The sequence below is a fragment of the Breznakia blatticola genome, assembly GCF_004365815.1.
Taxonomy (GTDB): Bacteria; Bacillota_I; Bacilli_A; order Erysipelotrichales; family Erysipelotrichaceae; genus Breznakia; species Breznakia blatticola.
This window is the reverse complement of the sequence record NZ_SODD01000008.1, coordinates 1-24378: the sequence shown is the minus strand read 5'-3', so window position 1 is coordinate 24378 and position 24378 is coordinate 1. Positions and strand designations below refer to the sequence as shown.

Sequence of the window (24378 nt, the reverse complement as noted above, 5' to 3'; positions counted from 1 at the left end):
CTTATGTTTTTTCTAACATACGATAATATAAGCCTTTTCGTGTATATAATTCCTCATGACTTCCACTTTCCAATATTTTTCCCTGGTTGAGTACATGAATTACATCACACGACCGAATTGTAGATAGACGATGTGCAATGAGTATTCTTGTGTAACCTTCAAGTTGATTAAATATAATATCTGTAATCATCGCTTCACTTTTACTATCCAAATTACTCGTTACTTCATCAAAGATAAAAATATCTGGTTGTTTAAGCAAGGCTCGAGCAATTCCAATTCGTTGTTTTTGTCCTCCGGAAATATTACTTGAACCTTCTTGTATCATACTTAAATACCGCTTTTCCAATCCATCAATCCATTCGTGTATTCCTACTTGTTTACATACTCGAACAATCTCTTCATATGATGCATCTGGTTTAGCAAGTTTCAAATTATCTAATAATGTCCCAGAGAATAACTGTACTTCTTGTGGTACATATGCAATTTTCTTTCGCAATTCATGCATACACAAATCTTTAATATCATAATCACCAATAGTAATTGATCCATGTTCTACTTCATAATAGCGAAGTAATAAACGAACAAGTGAAGTCTTCCCACCACCACTTTCACCAACAAGCCCAATAACTTGACCAGGCTGAATCGTAAAGCGTAATTGTTTAAATAGGTAATCTTGTTTTCCATATGCAAAACTTACATCATGAAATACAATTGGTGCATCTAATGTAAACTGTGTAATTGCTACATCTTGCATTTCCTCACTATCAAGTTCCATTAACTCTCGAAGCCGATCAATGGAAATTCCAACTTCTTGAAACCGTAGCTGCAAGGAAACTAAACTTTGTATCGGTTCCATAAAATATTGTGATAGTGTTTGAAACACCAACAAATCACCAATACTCATTTTCTGTTGCATGATGTAGTATGCACCTACACCTAGAAAAATATAGTTTGCTAGTCCATTTATACTATTGGATAAAAAAGATTGTAGAATAGATAATTTTCCTTCTTTATAGTTAATGGTCAGTGTTTTAATAAAAGCTTTTTCTATTGCAAGTAAACGTTGCTTTTCATTGTTTTGCGCTTTCACTGTATCCATATTTTGCAAGGTTTCAATTAATGTTGCATTCATTTGCGAATTAGCTTCCATTTGCTTCATATTAATCGCCTTATATGGTTTCTTAAAGACATAGATTAAGACAATATTCAATAATACAATCACAAACAAAATAGAAAATAACGTGCGATTCATCGTAAATAAAATCACTGAAGAACAAATCGCCAAGACACAATCCATCAATAAGGAAATCGCTACATTTGAAAACACTTCCTTTATCGTAATTGCATCTTGAAATCGCGTTAGGATATCCCCCACTTTGCGATTTTTAAAATAACTAAATGATAGATACAGAACGTGCTTGAAATAACCAAGTAATAAAGGAATATCAATCTTTCTTGAAAAGAAAAGTAAGACATGTTCTCTTGCTGCTGATAATGTATTTTGTAGCAACAAGACAAACGAGAAGAATACCAAATACACAACTAGCAATTGTCCTTTGTTGTAGGGAATTAATTCATCCATCACAATCTTTGAGCAAAGAGATGATACAATGCCAAACACAGTCAAAAAGATGGACATAAAGATAACTTGTAAAATTAGTTTCTTATATGGCAACATCAAATTCGCAAACAAACCAAACATTGACTGACTTTTCACACTTGCTAGTTTTACATCATGTTCTTTTACTAATACAATGACAATCCCACCAAAGATAGTTTCCAATTCTTCCTTGGATATCTTTTTTACACCAGCAATTGGATCTGCAATAATGTATTCTTCTTTTCTTGTGATTTTATAAAGTAAGATATAATGCCACTGCCCTTGTGAATTACTAACCTGTAAAATAATAGGATAGATCATATCATTATGTAAATCTGATACACTCGTACGAACTGCTTGTGCTAAAAATCCATAAGAGTGCAAAACATCTACCAAATCATGAACTCTTGTTCCTTGAAGTTGAACGCCTAACTGTTCACGTAATGCTTCATAACTATAGGTATATCCATAATGTTGCAATACACTTGCTAATGCTGCAACACCACAATCATAGTCATCGCGCTGCAATACACATGCATACTTCTTTTTACGAATCATGATGATCTTGTTTTCGCATCAATATCAAAGAAACAAACATAATAAATGTGAAAAAGAAAATCACACTTGTAAAATCAAGTGGAAGAATTTTAAATGTTACAAGTAATCCCAATCCAATGGCTAGCCAACTACTTACTTGATATATGATATGTAAATATTTCATAGAAAACTCCTTTCAATACTCTATTCACAAAATCACTCAAAATTCCTAATATATACAAAAAAACCGCCATTATAGAGCGGTCTTTAGACTATGTTACGATTTCAATGACTTTTTCTGCTGGGTTGTTGTACACCTTCATAAAGATGACTGGTTCCCCACTAATACGATTCACAATGTTTTCGACAAGGATGATTGGTTCGTTTACGCGAACCGCTAACATATGTGCATATTGTGGTGGTACCATCACCGGCTTAAAACGTGAAGTTAAACTTCCTTCACTATACAAGCGATTGAAATCTTTCCAATTTGGAAGATTTCTTAATTCTTCATCACTTAAATTTAAGCGACGAATATATATTTCTTCAATACATTGTGGCACTTCATTTTTACTTACTAAGCGAATCATTCGAACCACTGGTTCATCATCACTTATTCGTAAAGCTGCTTGTACATCATCACCTGAACTCGCTTTCACATCGAAATAAATCATCTTATATGTAAGACTATCTATATCTTCTGTGTTAATCAATGTATTCTTTTTATGAAGGGTGCTATCAGCAACAAACGTTCCCCGATTACTGTCACGATATAGATACCCCTCATCAACCAATGCCGAAACTGCTTTGCGCACCGTCATTCGACTTGCATCAAAACGTTTCGTGAGATCACGCTCACTTGGAATTGGTGAATTGGGTGGTAAATCTTTTATCATTTCCAGCATTTCCTGTTGGATTTTCTTATAAACAGGAACATCCATGCGTTCTCCCCCCTTCAAGCAAAAATGCTATTCCATAAAACCGAATGGTCTCCAAGGTTCGATGTAATCAAGTAACATCATTTCATTATCAGGAATTCGTCCGATAACATTCTTGCGCCCATCATTTGGCATATCTTTTAATACGATGTGTAACTCACCTTTGTAACGTGAGTAGTTATCATTAACAACGATTACATCCCCACGACGTAAGTCCCTTGTGTTTTCTGGTGGTACACTTTCACTTGCATACGTTACACGTGGAAACGTCGAACGTGCCATGTACTCACTCATATCTCCACGAACATAATGTTCATGTTCAAAAATTACTTTGCGTTCTGTTGGATGCAATTCTTTTTCGTAATCAATTTTAAACGTCAATAAACCTGGTTGAATTTTCGCACAAGTTTCTAATTCTTCACGTGTAGCAAATTGGTTTCCGATAATTACATCATCAATCATACCTGTCGCTACCAAGTGACGCATTTGCACATCAATTGGTAAATCACGATGTGATTCAAGTGTACACAATCCTTCGTTCACTGGCCAAGGCCCAAACGTTCCCTTTGCTTGACTAGAAACGAAGGCTGCAATTTTTAAGCCGTGTTTCTTAATCATATTATTGCATAAATTGAAATGTTTTTCACTTAAACCTGTGTATCTTTGTGGATAAAAATTGTGACAAGTAATCATTTTATCTTTGTCTGGATAATGAGAAATAATATTATCAATATATCCATTTCCAAAACTTGCATTAATTTCGATTTTTAAGCCTTCTTTATTGTACGTCATAAGGCTTTCTTTTTGCCCACCAAATCCTTCATCTAAACGAATTCCATCAGCATGCATTTCTTTAAAAAATGATAGATCATCATAACTTGCACCTAACTTTTCAAACACAAATGGTGCAACATCTAAAATTACTTCCATGTTGAATGTATGTGCATAATCGATCATTTCTCTAAATTCTTCTAATATTTCTTGTTTTGTTCTTCCTTCAACACTTAATAGACAAGTGAAGATTCTTGTAAATCCACATTCAGCAGCATCTTTAATATACGCTTTATTTTTTTCTAAAGGTGCATGTTCTGGATATACAGATATTCCTAATCGAGCCATCTTTTTCTTCCCTTTCTTTTAAAAAAAGAATAGTGTTAACCACTATTCTTTACTATCTAGTAATGTTTGAAGTTGGTTAAACATAAGATCCATCTTTTTTTTACTTGAACGAGAGAATAATTTATTCATTAAACTAAAATTCAAGTTTTTGCTTGTTTTATCAGAAATAAAATCTTCTTCATAAGTAAGAGCAAAAAGATCTTCATCTTCATCTTCAAGATGATACGATACCGTATTAACACCTTGCGCACTAAAGAATTTTGCAACATATACTTCATTTGGTACAAGTTCAGTCAATTCTACCTTAACACGTCCTTCTTGTCCCATCTTTGTTTTTAATTGCTTGTAATAAGTAAATCCAGAATGTAAATCACTTTCTGTATATTGCTTACCATCTTCGCTGTTTGCATTGATATCTGCTAATATCGACTCCATAAAAAGTTTATAACACGTTTCCTTTTTACCGCGCATCAATCTAGTTGCTTCCATTATTTATCCTTCTTTCTGTTTTTAAACAATTGAAAGGCACCATACCCTGCGATGACAACACCACTAACTAACATTGGTATACTATTTCCCATCAGCGGATAAAAGCAAATTAACAAACAACCTAATCCTAAAAGTACTAATGCATTTTCTTTCTTCATGTTTACCACCTAACTTCTATTATTATATACTATGCAACCGAAACTGAAAAGTATAAAACGGAACCAATCTCTGTTGCTTTAATTGCTGCTTTCGCTGTAGCGATTGCATCTTCCATATCTTGTGCATCTACTGCAAAAAATAAGTTAATACCTTCTTTTTTTTCAAAAGTATATTTGTATTTATCAATTCCTTCAACAATTTCAATAATAAAGTCTTGTTTCATCGGACACGAAATTTTAATCATCTTTTACTCCTTACTACTTATCTAATCTTTTGTATACGTCAATAAACTCGTTTGCTAAAATCTTGAATGCTTCAGCACTCATTAATTGATCCTCTGCATGAAGTAACAATAATGTTACTTTTTCCAATTCTCCATTAGCTTCTTGTTGAATCAATTTTGCGTGTGCGTGATGTCCTTCTGTGAAGAATTTCTCTCCTTCAGTGATCGATTCTTGTGCTTTTTCATATTCCCCAGCTTTCGCATGTTGGATTGCTTCAATAAAGCAACTTCTAGCTCCCCCAACATTTGAAATGATTTGAAAACATACTAATTCTAATCCTTCCATAACTAACCTCCTATAATTAGTGCAAAAGGAGGATTGAATATCCTCCTTAAAATGTTAAGTCCTATTCAGCTTCTGTATCAGCTAAATCAACTTTGTTACCGATAAGAACGAAGATTCCCCAAATAACAACTCCTATTACAAGGTTAACAAGTGCTAATACACCCGCTAATATATTACCACCAGTTGCAAGAATTGCATAAACTACTGGAGGCATAATCCAAGGTACTGGTACATATACAGGTGGAACAATTTGAGCTGCTGTAGCTGCATATGCAATGATTGTAAGTACAATTGGTACTAACATCCAAGGGATGAAGTAAATTGGGTTAAGCACGATTGGCATACCAAATACGATTGGTTCGTTAATGTTGAAAAATCCCATTGGTGCAGATAGTGCTGCAATTGTTTTTGATTCTTGACGTTTTGAGAAGATGAAGATTGCGATAATTAAGGCAATTGAACATCCAGCTCCACCCATCCAAACGTATGCATCAAATGATCCACGAGTCCACATGTATTCCATTGCTTTTCCAGCAGTGTGTGCAACGTTGTTTTCAGTAGTAGCTGTTAAGTATACACCATCTAATACTGGTGCAAGTACGTTTGTTCCGTGGATTCCAAAGAACCAGAATAATTGTACTGCGATAACTACGATGATTACTGCTCCAAATCCTTGAGATAACGCTAAGAATGGTGCTTGTACGTTTTCGAAGATAAGATCTCCAATTGAAGAACCAGTCCATAAGTTTACTAAGTAAGCAGCGATACCAGCAATGTAAATTGCGATTACTCCAGGAATAATTGATGCGAATGCTTTCGATACTGCAGGTGGTACTGAATCTGGTAATTTAATTGTAATTTTAGCTAACATTAATTTACAGTAAATAACTCCAGTTACTAACCCAACGATTAATGCTGTAAATAATCCACCAGCGTTTAGGTACGACCAGTTAAGATTTCCCCAAGCTCCAATTCCAGAAATAACAGTTCCTCCAGCATCTGCTGTACCAAGTGTTAATCCAGCTGTTTTGAAAATTTCTAGTGCATCAGCACCTAAAACTGTTTCCCCTAAGTCAATTGCTGCAAATGCAGATTGTGGTGTAACTGTAATGAATGCTGCAAAAGCAACTACCCCACCAGCTAATGCTGGAACTTTGTAAACTTTTGCAAGTTGGTAACCAAGAGCAAATACGAATACCATTGATAAGATTGCTAATGTACCCCACCAAACGTTACCGTTAACTCCAATAATTCCAGATACGAATGAGTTTGAAACGAAACTGTTTCCTGCTCCCCACCATTCGTTTGGTAAATCTCTAAAGAATACGTTTAGTAATGTTGCAAATGCTCCTGCCATTGTGATTGGCATAATTGCGATAAACGCATCACGAATTGCAACTAAGTGTTTTTGCGAACCAATTTTCGCTGCGACTGGAACAAAATGTTGCTCCATCCAGTTTGTAAAACCTTTCATGTTCCTCTCCTTTTAAATGAATCAATACTATGTAATAAATCGATCTTCACTTTTCCTACCGATTTACTCACCCTAATAAAACTACTTAACTAAAGCTAAAGCGCTTTCAAGAACTTTTTTACCATTCATTGTTCCATAAGCTGCCATGTCGATAACCATTACTGGTTTTTCGTTATTTACGCGTTCTTTCATTTTTGCTTCTAAATAACGAACTTGAGGTCCTAAGCAAATTACATCAGCTTGCTTAATTGCATCTTCACTGTCAGCATCTCCAACTGCCCAGATGTTTGTTTCCACACCCATTTCAGTTGCTGCTTCTTGCATTTTCTTTACAAGAGCACTTGTTGACATTCCTGCTGTACAGACTAGCAAAATATTTGTCATTTTCGTTCCCCTTTCTTGGTATATACCACTCTTTACACTCTTACTATACCACACAATTCCCATATTTCAAGTAGGATAAGCATTTTTTTTACACATTTATTGTAAACGATAGTTTCACTCCTTGTCGCACCATACGCTTGAGAAATGTATATTTTATAATTTTTATCTTTTGAGCATTAAAAAAAGCCCTATTTAAGGGCTTTCTCTACATATTCTTCAACAACTGAGAACGGTGCTGGTCCTACTTTTAGGATCGCTTCATGGAATTTTTTAGGATCAACATCATCATATTTTTCATATAAATCGATGAATTTTTGACCACCTACATAATATTCTGCGAAAATTCCAGGTGAAACTGCAAGGGTTGAATATATTTCATCAATATCTCCAAAGATCTTAAGTGACTCCATCATTTCTTCCTTTGTTTTTCCATCATAATTGATTTCTAAATCCGCTTGTAAGATTAAACAATATTGCCATCTTTCTGCTAAATCATTTGCTTTTGCGGCTTCTGGTTTAAGTGCATATTTCGTTGTAAAGAATTGCACATAATTTGCCCAACCTTCAGTATATCCACTGTAATCTAAAAGCGAACGAATCAATGGTTGTTCTTGTTCTTTGTAGTATTGTTTTTGGTACATATGACCTGGGTATCCTTCATGGGCAATCGTTGAAAAATCTTCTCCGGTAAAGTCTCCATTTAAGATCATTCTTTCTTTTGTATGTACTTCATCAATTGGACTAACAAAGTATGCAGCTGCAGTATTTCCTAAAATTTTACGCATTGATTCTGGTACGATTTCCATTTCATACTCTAAATCTCTTACTGCAGGAAAATCATCTTTTGTTTTTTTGCTTAAGTCTTCTAATACTTCATTCGGATCTTTCAATTTCGTGTAAACACTACTAGCGAAACTAATGTTCGAATAGTTTTCTTGTGCTTCATTTAAGTAGTGTGTAGCCATATCATTCACATATGTACGATATTCTTCAATATCCATACCTGTTGTATCTTTAATTTGTTTCGCAAACAGTTCTTTTCCGTTTGCATATTGAGCCATACCTTGATCGAGTGCTTTGACTTGTAAGTTATCAAGTCCAGTTGCTAAATTTGTATAAGCTGTTTGTAAAGTTCCATTTACTAACTCTTCATTTTTCTTAATGTATGCTGCCTTATCTTTTTTGGATATACCATCAACTTCATCGATTCTTGTTTTAAATGAATCAATAAGGAATGAATGATCTCCACTTACATATGTTTCAACAACTTCTTTTGTTTTGGCAATATGCATTGGTTGCATTCCAAAACCTTTATCTTGTCGAACTTGTTCGAATGCGATAAGTTCTCCAAAATATGATTCCGTTGTTTCTAATAGATTTAAATAGGATTTCACATCTTGTTCATTACGGAATGTATAGAAATAAAAGTTAAACGGAATATTACCTGGTGCTCCATGGTTATAGTCCAAATCATTAGTAGTAAGGTAGTATAAATCTTCTAATGGAATATCTTTTACTGGTTCATATGCATCTAAGAGTACATCATATGTCAATTGTTGTTGCTCACTCAAGTCATCTCGCTTGAAACTCTTGATTTTTTCATATACTGCATCACCTTGTTCTTGTGATACTTTAAAGTCTTCAAATGTAGGAATGCTTTGTTCATATAGAACATCATCACTATATCCAAATTTTTCTTTATCTGCTAAAAAGTAATTCAAGCTATAGTCTGTTTCATCAAAGACTTCATCAATCATTGAATCTACATATTTTGTAAATTCTTTGTTTTCGTTATCATTTGACAGTCCAGTTGTACTTACTTCTTCATCAGAAGAACATGCAACAAGTGTAAATGCCATAACGAAGACAAGTAATACGTTTAATAATTTTTTCATTAGTTTCCCTCTTATAGATGTTTCAAGAAATTTCCACTGACACTTAATCCTTCAGAGAATATGATAAAGGCATGACGATCAATTTTCTTAATTTGATGTTTTAAGAAATGCACTTCATCTTTACTCACTGCTGTCATAAGTACATAGGTTTCTTTTTCTGTGTAACCACCAACCCCTTGCCAGTAGGTTACACCACGATGTAATTCATGCGTAATAAAATCAACAATATCTTTATTTCTTGTAAAGATCATCGCTGTCATATTGATGTTTTGATAGTGAACCTTGTCAATCACAAAGGTTGATACCACCAAGTAAATCATTGAGTAAATCGCTGTATCGATATTAAACAAGATCGCACAAACGATAAATAAACAAGTATTTACCATCAATGATAACTTCCCCACACTAAAGTTTGGATTTCGTTGGGATAGATAGACCCCAACAATATCAAGTCCACCGCTTGAACCATGAGCTCGAAGCATTATTCCAGTTCCACACCCAGCAATAAACCCACCGGCTAAACAAGATGCCAGTGCATCATGAACGACAGGTGCAGAGGGTACGGGAATAATAGATAAAAAAGTTGTCTGCATAGCAATACAAAGCAAAGTCAACGAGAAGAATCGTTTTGAGATTTTTGTATACGCTAAAATAAATAATGGAATATTGAAACAGAAGTTGATAATCCCACTAATTTCAAAGGGAAATACAATACCAACATCTGCCAAAAGGGTACGCACAATTTGCGCAACTCCTAAAATCCCACTGGAATATATATGCACTGGAGTTAAGAAAAATGAAATCCCACAAGAAGAGATAAAACATCCTGCAATGATAAATGCAATATTCTTAACGAACTTTTTGGTCCGCTCATCACCGTTATGTTTTAAGTTCTGTGTTTGTAACATACTTACTCACTCATCTTTCTAGACTTATTTGCACATGCCTCCATCGCTTCCATTACGATGTCTTTTAGCTGTTTATCTTCCAGGACATGAACTGCTTCTATCGTTGTCCCTCCTGGACTACATACATTTTTAACCAATTGATCCAAAGAGTCTTCACTTTCTTGAACCAACTTTGCTGCTCCAAGTACGCTTTGACTTGCAAGTAATCGCGCATCTTCATAACATAGTCCTTGTTTCATTCCACCTTGAATCAATGCATCAATAAACATAAATACATAGGCAGGACTTGAACCACTTACAGCAACTACACCGTGCATCTTTTCTTCGGGTATTTGGACAGTTACACCCAATGCTGAAAAAATTGATGTTACGACTTGGTTTTCTTGAACACTGATGTTATCACTTGCACAAATTCCACTTGCGCCTTCATTTACTAATGCAGGTGTATTTGGCATAATTCGTACAACCTTTACATCTTGTTCAAATAACTTACGAATCTTATCAATCATCATACCAGCTGCAATACTGACAATGACTTTATCTGATGTATACACATCTTTAATTTCTTCAATAACACTTGGAAAATGAATCGGTTTTACTGCCAGTATTACAAAATCACAAAGCTCCATAATTTCCTTATTGTCTTTTGCAATACGTATTCCAAATTCATTTTTTAACTTCTCGTGTTGTGTTTCATCTGCTGCATATACATAAATATTGTTTGCATCAAAAAGGCTTGCTTGAAGCATTCCTTTTAAAATTGCAGAACCCATATTTCCGCAGCCGATAAAGCCAACTTTATAATCCATCTTACTCATGTATATATTCTATCCTTTTTCTAATTCATTGTCCACAAAGGCAAAAGAAAACAAGTCCATTTTAGACTTGCTTTCCATTTAATGACCAGGTTTTTGCATCTGTAATTTCTACATCTACAATATCTCCTGCTTTGATCTTTTGATCTGTTGTAAAATTCACTAGTTTTTGTTGTTCCGTGTATCCTGAATATACATCTTTATTCTTTTTACTTGGACCATCAACAAGCACTTTACAAGTTTTACCTTTCCATGCTTCATTTTTCAAACGCGCATAGTGGTTCGTTCTTTCCATCAATCGATTCAAACGGTCTTGTTTGACTTCCATTGGTACATTATCTTGCATCTTAGCAGCTGGTGTACCTTCACGAGGTGAATAGATAAACGTAAAGGCGTTATCAAATTGACAGTATTCTACAATATCCAACGTGCGTTGGAACTGCTCTTCTGTTTCATTTGGAAAACCTACGATAATGTCCGTTGAGAAAGCAACATTTTTTATCTTGCTTGCTAATTTATCAAACAATGTACGATACTCTTCAATCGTATATCGACGTCCCATGATTTTTAGCATATCACTATCACCAGATTGTACTGGCAAATGAATAAATGGCATAATGTTATCATATGCCGCAATGACATCAATCATTGCATCACTAAAGTCCCAAGGATGACTTGTCGTAAATCGTATGCGTTGGATACCCGTTTTTGCAACTTCTTCTAATAAACGTGCAAATCCGCCATCAATACCCAAATCTTTTCCATAAGAATTTACATTTTGACCTAGTAGTGTTACTTCTTTAAAGCCCTCATCAATCAATGTTTGAATTTCAGCAAGTACATCTTCCATCGTACGGCTTCTTTCTTTACCGCGTGTGTAAGGCACAATACAATACGTACAGAATTTGTCACATCCATACATAATATTCACCCATGCCTTGTGTGTTCCAAAGCGTTTCACAGGTAAGTTTTCAATCACTTCACCTTCTTGTGAGAATACTTCGATTGTACGTTCTTTATTCATCATGGCTTGATATAACAATTTTGGTAAACGGTGTATGTTATGTGTTCCAAACACCAAATCCACATGGGGATATTTCTTTAAGATAATATCCACAATTTCTTCTCCTTGCGCCATGCATCCACACATCCCCATAATTAAATCTGGGTTAGTTTGCTTCAAACGTTTTAAAGATCCTAGTTCTCCTAATACTTTATCTTCTGCATTTTTTCGAACTGCACATGTATTCAATAAGATAAAATCTGCTTCTTCTGGCGTATCCACTTGTGTAAAGTGTAGTTGTTCAAGAATTCCCGCAATGGTTTCTCCATCACGTTCATTAGCTTGACATCCATAAGTACGCAAGTAAAATTTGCGATCCACACCAAGGTTTTTCACTTCTACTGGTACTTCAAATAATTCTTTTTCAATTTTTACTTGTTGTTTGGTGCGCTTTTGCGCATCTTTCAAGTTTGGTAATTTATAGTCGTTCTTTTTCATATCGTTAGCATTATAACACATCTAAGTCATTTGCCAACACTTGCCTTGTGAAAATACCAACTAGGAAACACAAAAAAAGCAGACTCCATAGGAATCCACTATTTTTGACTTTATTAATTATTGAGTAATGGCTTCAGTAGGGCATGTACCAATGCAAGCACCACAGTCGATGCAAGTTGCTTCGTCACATACTGCTTTTCCATCGTCATTCATTGAAAGTGATTCAACTGGACAAGATCCAACACAAGCACCACATCCAATACAAGTATCTAAATTAATTTTTACTGGCATGTAAAGTCCTCCTTTATGACATTCCCATGTTATCACCTAACTATGAAGTTAGTCAATTATAACTGTTATTCAGAATATATTTCTCCTTTTTCAGGAAGAATCTGCAATCGTTTAATTGAAGTTGCACACTTTTGTGCTTCATCAAATTCGATAACAACTGCATTTAACATTCCTTCACCTTCCGCCACAGTAAAGCGTGTTTTTTCATCTGTTGTAAAGCGTGTTAATACTTCTGTTACATCACGCCCAATAATGCTTTCGTATGCTCCACACATCCCAGCATCGCTAATGTATGCACATTTACCAATAATACGGTTATCTGCGGTTTGTACGTGTGTATGCGTACCTATGACAGCATGTATTTCATCTTTGAAATAATAAGCAAAGGCAAGCTTTTCACTTGTTGCTTCTGCATGAAAGTCGCAAAAATAGAAATCCGCTTCTACATTACGAAGAATTTCTTTCATACAATCAAATGGCGAAGAATTCACTTCAATCATAAACACTTCACCCATTACATTACAGATACAAACTTTATATCCATTGACTTCAACGACTTTGTAGTGTTGTCCGCGATCATCTGGATTTAAGTTCATTGGCACAACTAATTGTTCTGCCTCATCAATAAATTGAAAGATTGGATCTTTAGAGTAAGTGTGATTTCCCATAGTGATTACATCCACACCTGCATTAAGCAAAGCGTGGTAAATCTTACGGGTAATCCCCTTACCATGTGCACTATTTTCTCCATTGGCAACCACTAAATCTAATTGTAGCTCGTCCTTAAGACGAGCTACATTGTTGATTACCATGTTTCGACCGACCGATCCTACAATATCACCAACAAATAAAATTCTCATTATTTTGCGATTTCGTTAGCTCTTGTTTCGCGGATAACAGTAACTTTAATTTGTCCTGGATATGTAAGTTCAGCTTCAATCTTATCTTTTAATTCACGTGCTAATTTTACAGCTTTCAAATCATCAATTTGATCTGGAGCCACAAATACACGAATTTCACGTCCTGCTTGAATTGCATACGTACTTTCTACACCATCAAATGATTTTGAAATACGTTCTAAGTCTTCCAAGCGTTTGATGTAGTTTTGCATTTGTTCTTTACGTGCCCCTGGACGTGCTGCACTTAATGTATCTGCAGCATATACAAGGTTACTAATTAAGTATTTTGGCTCTGCATCTCCATGGTGTGATTGAATTGCATTTAATACAACTTCATCTTCTCCATGTTTTTTAGCAAACTTATATCCAAGTTCTACATGTGAACCATCTACTTCATAGTCGATTGCTTTTCCTAAATCATGTAACAAACCTGCACGTTTTGCAAGAACTTGATTTAATCCAAGTTCAGCAGCCATCATTCCTGTAAGTTCAGCAACTTCCATTGAATGTTGTAATGCATTTTGTCCGTATGAATAACGATATTTCAGTTTTCCGATAAGACGAATCATATCTTTGTCCATTTTTCCAATTCCTAAACGGAAAATTGCATCTTCTCCTGCTTTAAGAATACTTTGATCCATGTCTTTACGTACTTTGCGTACGACTTCTTCAATACGTCCTGGTTGAATACGTCCATCTTTAATTAAACTTTCAAGTGCTTGTCTAGCAACTTCACGACGAATTGGATCAAAACAAGAAAGTGTAATTACTTCAGGTGTATCATCAATATTTAAATCTACTCCTGTAGCTTGTTCAATTGCTTTAATATTACGTCCTTCACGCCCGATAATACGTCCCTTCATTTCCTCAGAAGGTAGGTTTACTACGCTTACCATACGGTCAGCTGCTTCTTCTTGCGATAAACGTTGTACCGACAATGCGATTATATTACGAGCTTTTTCATCAGCTGTACTCTTTGCTTCATCCTCACGTTCTTTAATGTAAGATAATACTTCATTATCCATACGTTTTTCAATAATTGAGAATAACTCATCTTTTGCTTGTTGACTTGTCATTGCTGCAATTCTCTCTAACTCTTCGACTTGTGAGTCGATTTGTTTTTCTAATTCTGCTTCTTTCTTGTCTAATGCTGACATTCTCTCACTTAATTGCGTATTTTTCTTTTCTAATTGTACTTCTTTGCTCACTAAAGCCTCATCCCTAAAATTGAGACTGTCTTCTTTACGAATTAAACTGTTTTCTTTTTCTAATAATTTAGATTCTTGAGCTTTAATTTCTTTTTCTGCATTAAGTTTCAATTCATGAGCCTGCGTTTTCCCCTCAAGCACAGCTTGTTTGATTGTTGATTCCGCTTTTGACTCAGCTTCTTGTATTGTCAATTTGGCTTGTTGCTCACTTTTTGTAAGCCCCATTTTACCAGCGATTGCCATAATAGCAATTCCAATAATTAAACCGATAACACCAGACAAGAGGATTGTAGTTACATCCATATGTTTCTCCTCTTTTCTTGTTGTAATAATCTGAGTAATGATACCCATATATAATAATACATCTAATTCAAGATTTCGGCAATGATTTAACGATTCAAAAAAGAGAAAAACAATTTCTGTTCTTCTCCTTTTTCCTTATGATCGTAAGATAAGTGAAAGCGGTTCAATTCAATTCATTCAACATGATTTCCAGTTGCTTAACTGTTTTTAGTATAGATTCTTCCATATCTTCAACTTTTTGATTTCCAATGACACCTTGAATCATACTCGCATTTGGATGAATTGCTGGTGCATTTTGAATAAAGTGGTCCATATCAATATGACTTTCTCTCATTTTCTTAGAATTTTCTCAATATCTTTACCTTTAGCCAGCTCATCAACAAGTTTATCTAAATAGCGAATATTCAACATGAGAGGGTCTTGAATATCTGCAATGCGCACCCCACAAATACTACCTGTTATCTTCACTGCATTTGGATGAATCTGTGGTGCAAATGTATAAAACTCTTCTACTGTCACATGACTATCTAATTGTTTTTTTAGATTTGCTTCATTATATCCTGTAAGCCACATCGTAATCGTGTCCAATTCTTTTTTTGTCCTGCCTTTACGTTCTACTTTTTGGATATACATTTCATAAATCTTGCCAAAATCCATTTGAAATACTTTTTGATTTGCCATAAATTGCTCCTTTACATTTCTACTTGATGCTCAATTATTTCATATTCATCTCTTAAAATTCCAAATTTTAAAGAATCCCAGTACATATCTTCCCAGTAGCGTACCTTACGAATCCTTCCTTCCAGTTGCATACCTGCTTTCTCTCCTACACGTGCCATTCCTACATTTTTTGACCATGTAGTAAAACCAACATGTTCAATATCAGGTAAACTAGTAAACACATATTGAATCCATAACTTTAGAATGTGCGTACCTAACCCTTTGTTCCAATCCTTTTTACTATAAAGTAAAATCCCTACTTCTGGCCATTTAGCAAGTTTACCATCATCAAAATAATAGGTAACTAGACCGATGATTCTATCTTCATATTCCACCAACATACAATCCTTGCAATTGACATATGTACTTGGTGCAATCTTCTGACTAAATTCTTCATAGGTATACATTGGATCTTTGAAATATGGACCATTCCATTTCATCCACTCCAAATCTCCTTGATATGCAATTTTATATAATGCATCAATATCACTTGCTTCAATTGTTCGTAATACAATTTTATCTGTTTTAATTTTCAAATTTGCCTCCCTTCGTGGAGGCTATTGTGTATCTTTTCCTCCGTTATTTTTTGTGATATGTATTCGTTTTTTCATGATTGTGTCCTCCTTAATGTAATTTCACTTTACCATAGTTTCTTTATAGAGTAAAAAAAGATGAAGTTTCAATTAACGAAACTTCATCTTTTTTATATTCAATTACGCAGCAGCTTCTTCTTTTGGACGAATTGCTTCACGAACAAGTTGTGAGATTTCTTCCATCACATCCTTGTTTTCTTTTAAATATGCTTTCGCACTTTCTTTACCTTGTGCTATTTTATCCCCTTTATAAGAGAACCATGCACCACTTTTTTGCACAATGTCATGATCTACAGCTAAATCAAGAACTTCTCCAACAAATGAGATTCCTTCTCCATACATAATTTCCACTTGTGCAACTTTAAATGGAGGTGCAACTTTGTTTTTTACAACTTTAATGTTTACTTTATTTCCAACTACTTCCGTTCCAATTTTAATCGCTTCACTACGGCGAATATCAATACGTACAGAAGAGTAGAATTTTAACGCACGTCCACCAGGTGTTGTTTCTGGGTTTCCAAACATGATTCCTACTTTTTCACGAAGTTGGTTAATAAATAATGCTGTACATTCACTTTTGTTCATGACACCAGCTAATTTACGCATTGCTTTTGACATTAAACGCGCTTGTAAACCGACTTGCAAATCTCCCATTTCCCCATCAAGTTCAGCTTGAGGAACAAGAGCAGCAACTGAATCGACTACCACTAGATCAATTGCACCAGAACGAATTAACATCTCACAAATTTCTAATGCCTGTTCTCCTGAATCTGGTTGTGATAAAACAAGTTCATCAATATTTACACCTAGATTTTTTGCATATAAAGGATCAATGGCATTTTCAACATCAATAAATGCAGCACGTCCACCTTTTTTTTGTACCTCAGCAATTGCATGTAGCGCTAAAGTTGTCTTCCCACTTGATTCTGGACCATAGATTTCAATGATTCTTCCTTTTGGATATCCACCAATACCTAATGCTTCATCAAGTTTAATACTTCCCGAACTGATTGCATCTACTGAAACATTTGCACGATCTCCAAGTTTCATAATTGAACCTTTACCAAATTGTTTTTCAATCGCACTTATTGCATCACTTAGTAAGGCATCTTTTTTGTCTTCTGCTTTTTTATCATCTACTTTTTTTGTTGCCATGATTTCCTCCTGTTTCTTATATATTTGTCTGGTTTTCTTATTTTCCTAGAATATCTAAAACTTTATGCGCTAAATATGCACATACTTGTTCTCTTACTTCATTACGGTTTCCTGGAAATATTTCTTCAAATACATATACATCTTTATCGTAATAAATTGCCATATCTACTAAACCTACAGCTTTTCCTTCTAGTACATCTGGTCCAGCATTTCCAGTGCATGACAGTACAATGTTTGCTTCGATCTGTTTTGCACCTTGTATTGCCATAGCCTTTGCACACTCTTTACTTACTACTCCATAAGTTTCAATCAAATTAGGATCGATACCCAAGACATGCTCTTTTACTTCACTCATATAGGTGACAAAACCACCTTTAAGAACTTTACTTGCTCCTGGCACTTCACTTATCTTAGCACATAACAAGCCACCAGTGAGTGACTCGACGGTGGCGATAGTAAGTTGATGTTGTTGTAGTCTAGCAACAAGTTCCTTCATTATTTACTCTCCAAGATAAATTCTTTCATTTCCATGAAATACTTGATTCCACTAATTACAGAAACAAGGGTTGCTGCGTAAACAAGTATTTGATCTACTGGAATTCCTACAGCAACAAATGGAACATTTGCAAGTAGGACAAAGATAATGGCAAACATTTGTAATACCGTTTTTAATTTCCCCCAAATACCTGCAGCTACGACGATACCTTTTTGTGCTGCCATCATACGCATTCCATCAACTAAGGTATCACGCCAAATCATAATTACAACAGGCACAACACTTACTTGTCCACTAACTGCAAGCAGAATAAATAGTGTATTCACTAATAATTTATCTGCAATCGGATCGATAAATTTTCCAAAGCTTGTTATTAACTGATATTTTCTTGCAATATAGCCATCTAGAAAATCAGTAAATGATGCAACTGCAAAGATAAGCAATGCAATTACATTTTTCACTGGAAGTAATGTATCCATGATATGTATGTTTCCTAAGTTCATGTCAATTACATAAACACAAACAATAATTGGAACTAATACCACCCGAAACAATGATAATTTATTAGGTAAATTCATAGTTACTGACCTTTCACATTAAGTGTTATATCTAATACGTTTCCATTTGCGGCAACGCTAGGATCAATTGTCATTTTTGTCCCATTGATATATATACTTACTTTTTGATCTGCATAGTTTCCAAAATTAATCGTATAGATGTCATTTGCACCTGCAGTTCCTGTATAAACAATTTTACTTGTGCTGTTATAAACATCACCAATAATCACTTCTTGTCCATTAAGATATACACGAATCCAAGATTCTGTTCCATTTTCTAAACGAATATCTAATTCCAAAGGATCGTTAAGTTTTACACCCGTAATATCATATGTTGAAGGATTTACTTGCGTAAATACAACACTGTTTTTTTCTTGTTCTTGTTCTTTTTTTGTTTCATCTGTATCACCATTATCTTTTTCTGGTGTTGGTGTCGGTGTTACTTCACTTTGCTTGTCATTATTTGCACTTGAATCATCTGGTGCAAATACATTGTTAAACACCGCAAAAATAATCACTCCAACAATCACAACGACAATCACTAATAATGAAATCAGTGAAATATCTACTTTGCTTTTACGGAAACGAGATGATTGTTTCACGTTTTGTCGAATTGATTTTAAATCTTTATTTGCGCTAACTGGTGGCTCTGTATAGGTATGAGCCTTTGGTACTTCACGTCTTTGTTTAATGTTTTGATCCAATTCTTCACGCTCTTGGATGGCTTTCATTGATAATGTTTGTGTGTATTCTTCAACGCTTGTATCATAAGCATCACGAATATCATCGAAATTCACACCTAATACTTCCGCATACTTACGCACATAAAATCTAAGATAACTAATATCATTTTCGAAAAAATCGAAATCTCCATTCTCAATCGCCTCAATTTGATCAGGGCGCATTTTTGTCATCTTTTCAATATCCGCATATGTATATTTTTTCTTTAATCTTATATCCTTTAATTGTTGTCCAATTTCTTTCATATCACACCTCGAAATATGCATACTCTACACTATTATAGCAACTTAAGTTGGATAAGTAAAACAAAAAGGAAACCGGAGTTTCCCTTGTAAATAACGCATATAAGCCATGTTCTGTACTCCGAAGAGTGGTAACCATTTATCTACACTTACGTGTCCCTATTGAACTTCGGTTCGTTCGCTAGAGTTCCCCTACCAATATTTGGGTTTCTCGCTTGTGGGGTTTACCCGTTCCAGTCTTTACGTTTCCATAAAGCATCGTCACTGTGGCACTTTTAAAGACGCCATCCATAGTTGCCCTTAGGATTTTGTCAGCCGTTAGCTTTCGCTACCTAGATTTATTTTTTTATCTAGCACAAACACTACAATCATCACAGATTGTGCGAGCATGGACTTTCCTCTACTTTTGCAAGCAGCGATTACCCTGCGTTATCTTTTAAATACTTCTGCTTCTAAATTTGAAATTCGCTTCAACAAATCCACATAATCTACTTGGTTTTGTTTATCACATTCATAATTTAATTGTGCTTCAAGCTCTTTGATTTTCGCTTGTAGTTTTTTATTTTCATCTTCATAACGATGTAAATGTTGCCCAAGTTCTTCAATAAAGGCACCATATGCTTCGTAATCTTCAATAATTTTATCTAAAAAACTATCTACTTCACCAGTTGCATACCCTTTCATATCCACATGAAATTGCTTGTCTAGTATGTCTTTAATCGTCAAATTGTATCTTTCCATAATATCACCTACTTCAGTTTCGCAAATTATACATTAAAAAGCAAGTGTGTGCACTCATTTTTTAATAACTGTCCTTGCATTTTTCGTGTATAATATAGAATAGGTGAAATTATGATAAACTATCCAACAAAGAAAAAACCAGCAGTTCAAAGTATTTCCTCAACAAGTAATCAAAGAGGAATGAATTTGGAAAAAGATTTAAATGATTCGAATACGTTCTATAAAGAAACAGGTCGTGCTCTAATTTATAAGAAACCGACACCTGTACAAATCGTACGTGTAGACTATCCAAAACGAACCGCTGCAAAAATCGTGGAAGCCTATTATAAAACACCAAGTACAACTGATTACAATGGGATTTATCGATCAACGTATATTGACTTTGAAGCAAAAGAAACTACAAGTAAAACTTCTTTTGCCTTCCGCAATATTCATGAACACCAGATCGCACATTTACGTGCGGTAAAGCAACATGGTGGAATTGCATTTCTAGTTATACGATTTATTGCGTATAATGAGACATATCTACTTGATGCAGAATATATCATCAATGAAGAAAAGCAACATAAATCCATATCCTATAAAAAGGTGCAAACCCATGGATATTTAATTGATGAATCATATACACCACGTTTGAAATATTTAGATGTGGTGGACGCAGTATACTTTAAGGAGGATTCTTATGGCAAATAAAAAAATAAATACGCCAAAAAGGTCAAAACCAAGTAATGGTCAAAAAACAAAAACAAAATCAAAATTAACTGGACGTCGTGTCGTTAATACGATCTGTATCATTATCCTAGCTGGGATGATGCTTGTAAGTGTAACAGGTTTTGTGATGTTGCAAGACATCTTATCAAAGAAGCAAAATGACCGCAGTGAATTAACAGCGAATGCTTCAACCCGCATGTTTGCGATTGATGGAAGTTTAATAACAACCCTTTCCATGGGAGATGGAATTCGTGAAAACGTAAAATTAGAGGAAATTCCAAATAATGTAATTGATGCATTCTTAGCGGTAGAAGATTCTCGTTATTTTGAACATAACGGATTTGACTTACCCCGCTTTATTAAATCAGGTGTCATCAACGTTGGAGCTGGTGGAATCCGCCAAGGTGGTTCTACATTAACTATGCAACTTGTTGATAATGCAAACATGCTTCAATTAACAGAAGAAGAAAAAAATGAAGCGAATACATTAACGAAAATCGAATGGAAAATTCAAGAGATTTTTAATTCGATGGAGCTTGAAGCAGAAGAAAGCAAAAACGATATCTTAGAAAACTATTTAAATAAGATTAACTTTGGAGGTCCTGCTCGAGGGATTGAAAAAGGTGCAGAATACTATTTTGGTAAATCGGTTAGTGATATCAATTTAGGAGAAGCCGCTTTCTTAGCTGGTGTAATTAACGCCCCTGCCACAAACAACCCGTATAATGGTGTAACATCATATGCACAGGTTGATGAAAATGGTGAGCCGATTCTCAATGAAGCAGGCCAACAAACTGCTGTAGTTACTGTTAACCATTACGATGCAGCAATTGAACGTCGTAATGACACGCTATATCAAATGTTGAATCACGGATATATCAGTGAACAAGAGTACAAAGTTGCTGTATCTGAAGATTTATCATTTCAATTAAGTGGTGCTGCACAATTTCAGGTAGATGAATACCAAAGTTTTATTACGTACGCTGCAAATGAAGTACTTGAGAAAACTGGATATGATCCATATACAACACCAATGGATATTTATACAACAATGGATATCGAGTCACAGCAACTTGCAGATAGCATCTGTAATAGTGAAGCGGTCGATTATACAGGTACTCCATTTAATATCAATGAACAATACGATGAACGTTATCAAACGGGATTCACATTAATGAACAATCAAACCGGTGAAATACTCGCTTTCGGTGGTGGACGCGGGGATATCACAAAAAACCGTGCATGGGATTTAGACCAACAACCTGGATCAACTGCAAAACCAATTATTGAATATGCTGCAGCATTTGATAACTTAGGATATTCAACAGAACATGTTATTGAAGATGGTCCAACAGCCTATACTGACACTGATATTCTATGGAATGCAGATGATCAATTTAGAGGTGACTTAGACTTACGTGAAGCAATTAACCACTCGCTTAACGTCCCTGCATTCAAAACCTTACAGGAACTTGTAAATACAATTGGTATTGACGGTGTACAAGATTACATGAGAAAACTTGGTATTCCAGAAGATGTCGTTGAAAACTTCGTAATGGGATATTCTATTGGTGGTGGAGATTTACGTATGACAACACTACAATTAGCTGAAGCATACACTACATTCGCCAATAAAGGACAACGTGTAACTCCATACTCGGTAAAAGAAGTAAAATTCCAAGATACAACAATAAAAACATATAAAGCAAAAACTGAAAAAACTGATGTATATTCTGAAGGAGCAGCATGGCTAATGTCATATATGTTAGCAGGTGCTGTAGATGAAGGTTGGGGAAATATTAATTCATTCACTAACTCAGGATATCGCATTTATGCCAAAACAGGAACTTCATCTTATGAGGATGATGACCCAACACTTAAATATCCAAAAGGTGCAGGAAAGGACAAATGGATTGTTGGATATACTGACAAATATACAGTTTCCGTTTGGGCTGGATATGATAAAGGTGTGCCTGGAGAAGACAACTATCTAGATGAATATAAACTTTACAATTGGAATTTAGAAGGTCGTATTGCTAGAACCATGCTAGACCATATTACGAATAATGGTGAAGACGCATCAAAAGAAATGTTTGCACAACCTGCTGATGTATCAAGTATTAGTTATACAAAAGGTACTTGGCCATATGCAACAACAGCAAACAATGATACAAAAGCGTATATCTTAAAGAAATATGCTGGTAATCTAAAAGCAATTGCAGCAGACCCACTAAGTGATCCTTCATCAATTACCGTTACATACAAAGATGGTAAAGTAGAATATGCAATGAGTGCATATCCTGATGCAAGTGCACTAGAAGAAAAGAGTCATACAAAATCTATGACTGCAAAAGGTATAACAAAAACTGGTAAACTGTGGTTTGATAAGTCATTTATCTTTGGAGTCGTACAGTATAAATTTACAGTAAAACTAAATGGTACAGCCATCGAAACATTTACTGGTACATCTGATAAAGGTGTATACGAAAAGTTACCATCAAATGCTAAAAATGGTGATACTGTTGAAGTTTGCGGATTCTATCAATATTCAAAAACTGACACAAAATCAAAAGAAGTATGTGCTTCAGTAACTGTTGATAAAAAAGCAACTCCAGTAGGAACTGAATTTCTAAATCTATTCCAAGAAGGACTTACAGCTACTGAAGTAAAAGCTAGAGTTGATACATATATGAGTGCAAACTTCCCAGATGTGAAAAACTATGTCATCGTAGAAGACCCAACAGCAAAAATGGGTACGATGGGTAAAGCTACAACAATAAAAGTTGGTGACATCTTAGATGCATCTAAATCTTATATTATTGCTGTAGGTACTAAAAAAGCAGACTAATCACATATGAAGATGATTTATCCTTTGATAGATCATCTTTTCTTATATTCATTTTTAATTATGCTATAGAATTTCATATTCATTGTAGAAAAATCTCTTATAAATATGCACAAATATCTATATCAAGAGTGTAATTACTCAATCGACACTATAAGATGATAAAGTGTAATTCAATTATCATTCAGTGCAAAACAAATACAGGCATATTGTAAACAAAGTTTCTGTGTTGTTTATCAGGAATGGTATTTTCGTATATTTACACTAAAACGAAAAAAAGAGTCTGATAAACTTCAATAGATTATAAATCAATCTATTTCGTTACAGCCCTTTTTTACGATTTATTTGAATAAGCTAACTTGAATAAGGAAACATTTTTAGGATTAATAATTATTTGGCTTAATTCAACCAGTGCATACCAAGTCTCGATAAATCACTGATAAGTACTGAATAATTTATGTGTCTTTAAAGCATTTCTTGTGATGGTA

General features: G+C 34.7%; 27 protein-coding genes and 1 other RNA gene. 2 read left to right on the top strand and 26 right to left on the bottom strand.

Translation table 11 applies throughout. From position 1 onward, the window contains the following. Position 1: 1 nt before the first annotated feature. The 26 genes from EDD63_RS03720 to EDD63_RS03605 all read right to left on the bottom strand — a co-directional run bounded on the left by EDD63_RS03720 (position 2) and on the right by EDD63_RS03605 (position 20334). Positions 2 to 2158: a peptidase domain-containing ABC transporter gene (locus tag EDD63_RS03720; protein WP_134168615.1), complete on the bottom strand. Its 2157-nt coding sequence runs from the start codon at positions 2156 to 2158 to the stop codon at positions 2 to 4. Next, positions 2148 to 2321 (bottom strand): hypothetical protein, encoded by a 174-nt coding sequence (locus EDD63_RS11535; protein ID WP_166667535.1) that lies wholly within the window; start codon positions 2319 to 2321, stop codon positions 2148 to 2150. Before EDD63_RS11535 ends, EDD63_RS03720 begins: the two co-directional genes overlap by 11 nt. A gap of 88 nt (positions 2322 to 2409) precedes the next feature. After that, positions 2410 to 3078, bottom strand: coding sequence for a GntR family transcriptional regulator (locus EDD63_RS03715; RefSeq protein WP_134168613.1), 669 nt, complete (start codon positions 3076 to 3078; stop codon positions 2410 to 2412). 27 nt (positions 3079 to 3105) lie between these two features. After that, a complete protein-coding gene (locus EDD63_RS03710; protein ID WP_134168611.1) occupies positions 3106 to 4194 on the bottom strand; it encodes a DUF871 domain-containing protein in 1089 nt (362 codons plus the stop codon). A gap of 42 nt (positions 4195 to 4236) precedes the next feature. Further along, on the bottom strand, positions 4237 to 4683 hold the full coding sequence (locus EDD63_RS03705; RefSeq protein ID WP_134168609.1) for a DUF3284 domain-containing protein: 447 nt from the start codon (positions 4681 to 4683) through the stop codon (positions 4237 to 4239). After that, complete coding sequence (locus EDD63_RS11530; RefSeq protein ID WP_166667534.1) at positions 4683 to 4841, bottom strand: hypothetical protein; 159 nt, start codon at positions 4839 to 4841, stop codon at positions 4683 to 4685. Before EDD63_RS11530 ends, EDD63_RS03705 begins: the two co-directional genes overlap by 1 nt. Before the next feature lie 29 nt (positions 4842 to 4870). Further along, complete coding sequence (locus tag EDD63_RS03700; RefSeq protein ID WP_134168607.1) at positions 4871 to 5086, bottom strand: hypothetical protein; 216 nt, start codon at positions 5084 to 5086, stop codon at positions 4871 to 4873. A 13-nt stretch (positions 5087 to 5099) separates the two neighbouring features. Continuing rightward, positions 5100 to 5411, bottom strand: coding sequence for a PTS sugar transporter subunit IIA (locus EDD63_RS03695; RefSeq protein WP_134168605.1), 312 nt, complete (start codon positions 5409 to 5411; stop codon positions 5100 to 5102). 61 nt (positions 5412 to 5472) lie between these two features. After that, positions 5473 to 6885 (bottom strand): PTS sugar transporter subunit IIC, encoded by a 1413-nt coding sequence (locus EDD63_RS03690; protein ID WP_134168603.1) that lies wholly within the window; start codon positions 6883 to 6885, stop codon positions 5473 to 5475. 81 nt (positions 6886 to 6966) lie between these two features. Next, positions 6967 to 7269 (bottom strand): PTS sugar transporter subunit IIB, encoded by a 303-nt coding sequence (locus EDD63_RS03685; protein ID WP_134168601.1) that lies wholly within the window; start codon positions 7267 to 7269, stop codon positions 6967 to 6969. Between the two features lie 188 nt (positions 7270 to 7457). After that, a complete protein-coding gene (locus tag EDD63_RS03680; RefSeq protein WP_134168599.1) occupies positions 7458 to 9164 on the bottom strand; it encodes a DUF885 family protein in 1707 nt (568 codons plus the stop codon). Positions 9165 to 9175: 11 nt separating this feature from the next. Beyond that, positions 9176 to 10072: a YitT family protein gene (locus EDD63_RS03675; protein ID WP_134168597.1), complete on the bottom strand. Its 897-nt coding sequence runs from the start codon at positions 10070 to 10072 to the stop codon at positions 9176 to 9178. Positions 10073 to 10074: 2 nt separating this feature from the next. Continuing rightward, positions 10075 to 10890: a pyrroline-5-carboxylate reductase gene (gene proC, locus EDD63_RS03670; RefSeq protein WP_134168595.1), complete on the bottom strand. Its 816-nt coding sequence runs from the start codon at positions 10888 to 10890 to the stop codon at positions 10075 to 10077. A 61-nt stretch (positions 10891 to 10951) separates the two neighbouring features. Continuing rightward, positions 10952 to 12388 (bottom strand): tRNA (N6-isopentenyl adenosine(37)-C2)-methylthiotransferase MiaB, encoded by a 1437-nt coding sequence (miaB, locus tag EDD63_RS03665; RefSeq protein WP_134168593.1) that lies wholly within the window; start codon positions 12386 to 12388, stop codon positions 10952 to 10954. A 117-nt stretch (positions 12389 to 12505) separates the two neighbouring features. After that, positions 12506 to 12679 carry a 4Fe-4S binding protein gene (locus EDD63_RS03660; RefSeq protein ID WP_134168592.1) on the bottom strand — a complete coding sequence of 58 codons (174 nt, stop codon included), beginning with the start codon at positions 12677 to 12679 and terminating at the stop codon, positions 12506 to 12508. A 65-nt stretch (positions 12680 to 12744) separates the two neighbouring features. Continuing rightward, the gene (locus tag EDD63_RS03655; RefSeq protein WP_134168590.1) at positions 12745 to 13539 is read right to left on the bottom strand and encodes a TIGR00282 family metallophosphoesterase; all 795 of its coding nucleotides are present in this window, start codon (positions 13537 to 13539) and stop codon (positions 12745 to 12747) included. Beyond that, entirely contained in the window at positions 13539 to 15089 is a 1551-nt protein-coding gene (rny, locus tag EDD63_RS03650) for a ribonuclease Y (RefSeq protein ID WP_134168588.1), read from the bottom strand. The genes EDD63_RS03655 and rny overlap by 1 nt, the downstream gene beginning before the upstream one ends. A 163-nt stretch (positions 15090 to 15252) precedes the next feature. Continuing rightward, positions 15253 to 15423: a DUF2200 family protein gene (locus EDD63_RS03645; RefSeq protein ID WP_134168586.1), complete on the bottom strand. Its 171-nt coding sequence runs from the start codon at positions 15421 to 15423 to the stop codon at positions 15253 to 15255. Continuing rightward, the gene (locus EDD63_RS03640) at positions 15420 to 15770 is read right to left on the bottom strand and encodes a DUF2200 domain-containing protein (RefSeq protein WP_134168584.1); all 351 of its coding nucleotides are present in this window, start codon (positions 15768 to 15770) and stop codon (positions 15420 to 15422) included. Before EDD63_RS03640 ends, EDD63_RS03645 begins: the two co-directional genes overlap by 4 nt. 11 nt (positions 15771 to 15781) lie before the next feature. Further along, on the bottom strand, positions 15782 to 16345 hold the full coding sequence (locus EDD63_RS03635) for a GNAT family N-acetyltransferase (protein ID WP_134168582.1): 564 nt from the start codon (positions 16343 to 16345) through the stop codon (positions 15782 to 15784). Between the two features lie 177 nt (positions 16346 to 16522). Then, the gene (recA, locus tag EDD63_RS03630; protein WP_134168580.1) at positions 16523 to 17557 is read right to left on the bottom strand and encodes a recombinase RecA; all 1035 of its coding nucleotides are present in this window, start codon (positions 17555 to 17557) and stop codon (positions 16523 to 16525) included. A gap of 37 nt (positions 17558 to 17594) precedes the next feature. Beyond that, positions 17595 to 18053 (bottom strand): CinA family protein, encoded by a 459-nt coding sequence (locus EDD63_RS03625; protein WP_134168578.1) that lies wholly within the window; start codon positions 18051 to 18053, stop codon positions 17595 to 17597. Continuing rightward, positions 18053 to 18631 (bottom strand): CDP-diacylglycerol--glycerol-3-phosphate 3-phosphatidyltransferase, encoded by a 579-nt coding sequence (pgsA, locus tag EDD63_RS03620; protein WP_134168576.1) that lies wholly within the window; start codon positions 18629 to 18631, stop codon positions 18053 to 18055. The genes EDD63_RS03625 and pgsA overlap by 1 nt, the downstream gene beginning before the upstream one ends. Positions 18632 to 18633: 2 nt before the next feature. Next, complete coding sequence (locus EDD63_RS03615; RefSeq protein WP_166667533.1) at positions 18634 to 19596, bottom strand: helix-turn-helix domain-containing protein; 963 nt, start codon at positions 19594 to 19596, stop codon at positions 18634 to 18636. A 95-nt stretch (positions 19597 to 19691) separates the two neighbouring features. After that, positions 19692 to 20024, bottom strand: an RNA gene (gene rnpB, locus EDD63_RS03610) — RNase P RNA component class B. Continuing rightward, on the bottom strand, positions 20023 to 20334 hold the full coding sequence (locus EDD63_RS03605; RefSeq protein WP_243833730.1) for a DivIVA domain-containing protein: 312 nt from the start codon (positions 20332 to 20334) through the stop codon (positions 20023 to 20025). Before EDD63_RS03605 ends, rnpB begins: the two co-directional genes overlap by 2 nt. Before the next feature lie 111 nt (positions 20335 to 20445). Between EDD63_RS03605 and recU the strand changes: the two genes are divergently transcribed. Together recU and EDD63_RS03595 are read left to right on the top strand one after the other, a co-directional pair. Beyond that, entirely contained in the window at positions 20446 to 21027 is a 582-nt protein-coding gene (gene recU / locus EDD63_RS03600) for a Holliday junction resolvase RecU (RefSeq protein WP_134168570.1), read from the top strand. After that, on the top strand, positions 21017 to 23893 hold the full coding sequence (locus tag EDD63_RS03595; protein WP_166667532.1) for a transglycosylase domain-containing protein: 2877 nt from the start codon (positions 21017 to 21019) through the stop codon (positions 23891 to 23893). The genes recU and EDD63_RS03595 overlap by 11 nt, the downstream gene beginning before the upstream one ends. Positions 23894 to 24378 lie beyond the last annotated feature (485 nt).

Bases quoted from the DNA above. Each gene is read 5' to 3' on its own strand.
- EDD63_RS03720 (WP_134168615.1), bottom strand. From the start codon at position 2,158: ATGATTCGTAAAAAGAAGTATGCATGTGTATTGCAGCGCGATGACTAT.
- EDD63_RS11535 (WP_166667535.1), bottom strand. From the start codon at position 2,321: ATGAAATATTTACATATCATATATCAAGTAAGTAGTTGGCTAGCCATT.
- EDD63_RS03715 (WP_134168613.1), bottom strand. From the start codon at position 3,078: ATGGATGTTCCTGTTTATAAGAAAATCCAACAGGAAATGCTGGAAATG.
- EDD63_RS03710 (WP_134168611.1), bottom strand. From the start codon at position 4,194: ATGGCTCGATTAGGAATATCTGTATATCCAGAACATGCACCTTTAGAA.
- EDD63_RS03705 (WP_134168609.1), bottom strand. From the start codon at position 4,683: ATGGAAGCAACTAGATTGATGCGCGGTAAAAAGGAAACGTGTTATAAA.
- EDD63_RS11530 (WP_166667534.1), bottom strand. From the start codon at position 4,841: ATGAAGAAAGAAAATGCATTAGTACTTTTAGGATTAGGTTGTTTGTTA.
- EDD63_RS03700 (WP_134168607.1), bottom strand. From the start codon at position 5,086: ATGATTAAAATTTCGTGTCCGATGAAACAAGACTTTATTATTGAAATT.
- EDD63_RS03695 (WP_134168605.1), bottom strand. From the start codon at position 5,411: ATGGAAGGATTAGAATTAGTATGTTTTCAAATCATTTCAAATGTTGGG.
- EDD63_RS03690 (WP_134168603.1), bottom strand. From the start codon at position 6,885: ATGAAAGGTTTTACAAACTGGATGGAGCAACATTTTGTTCCAGTCGCA.
- EDD63_RS03685 (WP_134168601.1), bottom strand. From the start codon at position 7,269: ATGACAAATATTTTGCTAGTCTGTACAGCAGGAATGTCAACAAGTGCT.
- EDD63_RS03680 (WP_134168599.1), bottom strand. From the start codon at position 9,164: ATGAAAAAATTATTAAACGTATTACTTGTCTTCGTTATGGCATTTACA.
- EDD63_RS03675 (WP_134168597.1), bottom strand. From the start codon at position 10,072: ATGTTACAAACACAGAACTTAAAACATAACGGTGATGAGCGGACCAAA.
- proC (WP_134168595.1), bottom strand. From the start codon at position 10,890: ATGAGTAAGATGGATTATAAAGTTGGCTTTATCGGCTGCGGAAATATG.
- miaB (WP_134168593.1), bottom strand. From the start codon at position 12,388: ATGAAAAAGAACGACTATAAATTACCAAACTTGAAAGATGCGCAAAAG.
- EDD63_RS03660 (WP_134168592.1), bottom strand. From the start codon at position 12,679: ATGCCAGTAAAAATTAATTTAGATACTTGTATTGGATGTGGTGCTTGT.
- EDD63_RS03655 (WP_134168590.1), bottom strand. From the start codon at position 13,539: ATGAGAATTTTATTTGTTGGTGATATTGTAGGATCGGTCGGTCGAAAC.
- rny (WP_134168588.1), bottom strand. From the start codon at position 15,089: ATGGATGTAACTACAATCCTCTTGTCTGGTGTTATCGGTTTAATTATT.
- EDD63_RS03645 (WP_134168586.1), bottom strand. From the start codon at position 15,423: ATGAGAGAAAGTCATATTGATATGGACCACTTTATTCAAAATGCACCA.
- EDD63_RS03640 (WP_134168584.1), bottom strand. From the start codon at position 15,770: ATGGCAAATCAAAAAGTATTTCAAATGGATTTTGGCAAGATTTATGAA.
- recA (WP_134168580.1), bottom strand. From the start codon at position 17,557: ATGGCAACAAAAAAAGTAGATGATAAAAAAGCAGAAGACAAAAAAGAT.
- EDD63_RS03625 (WP_134168578.1), bottom strand. From the start codon at position 18,053: ATGAAGGAACTTGTTGCTAGACTACAACAACATCAACTTACTATCGCC.
- pgsA (WP_134168576.1), bottom strand. From the start codon at position 18,631: ATGAATTTACCTAATAAATTATCATTGTTTCGGGTGGTATTAGTTCCA.
- EDD63_RS03615 (WP_166667533.1), bottom strand. From the start codon at position 19,596: ATGAAAGAAATTGGACAACAATTAAAGGATATAAGATTAAAGAAAAAA.
- EDD63_RS03605 (WP_243833730.1), bottom strand. From the start codon at position 20,334: ATGGAAAGATACAATTTGACGATTAAAGACATACTAGACAAGCAATTT.
- recU (WP_134168570.1), top strand. From the start codon at position 20,446: ATGATAAACTATCCAACAAAGAAAAAACCAGCAGTTCAAAGTATTTCC.
- EDD63_RS03595 (WP_166667532.1), top strand. From the start codon at position 21,017: ATGGCAAATAAAAAAATAAATACGCCAAAAAGGTCAAAACCAAGTAAT.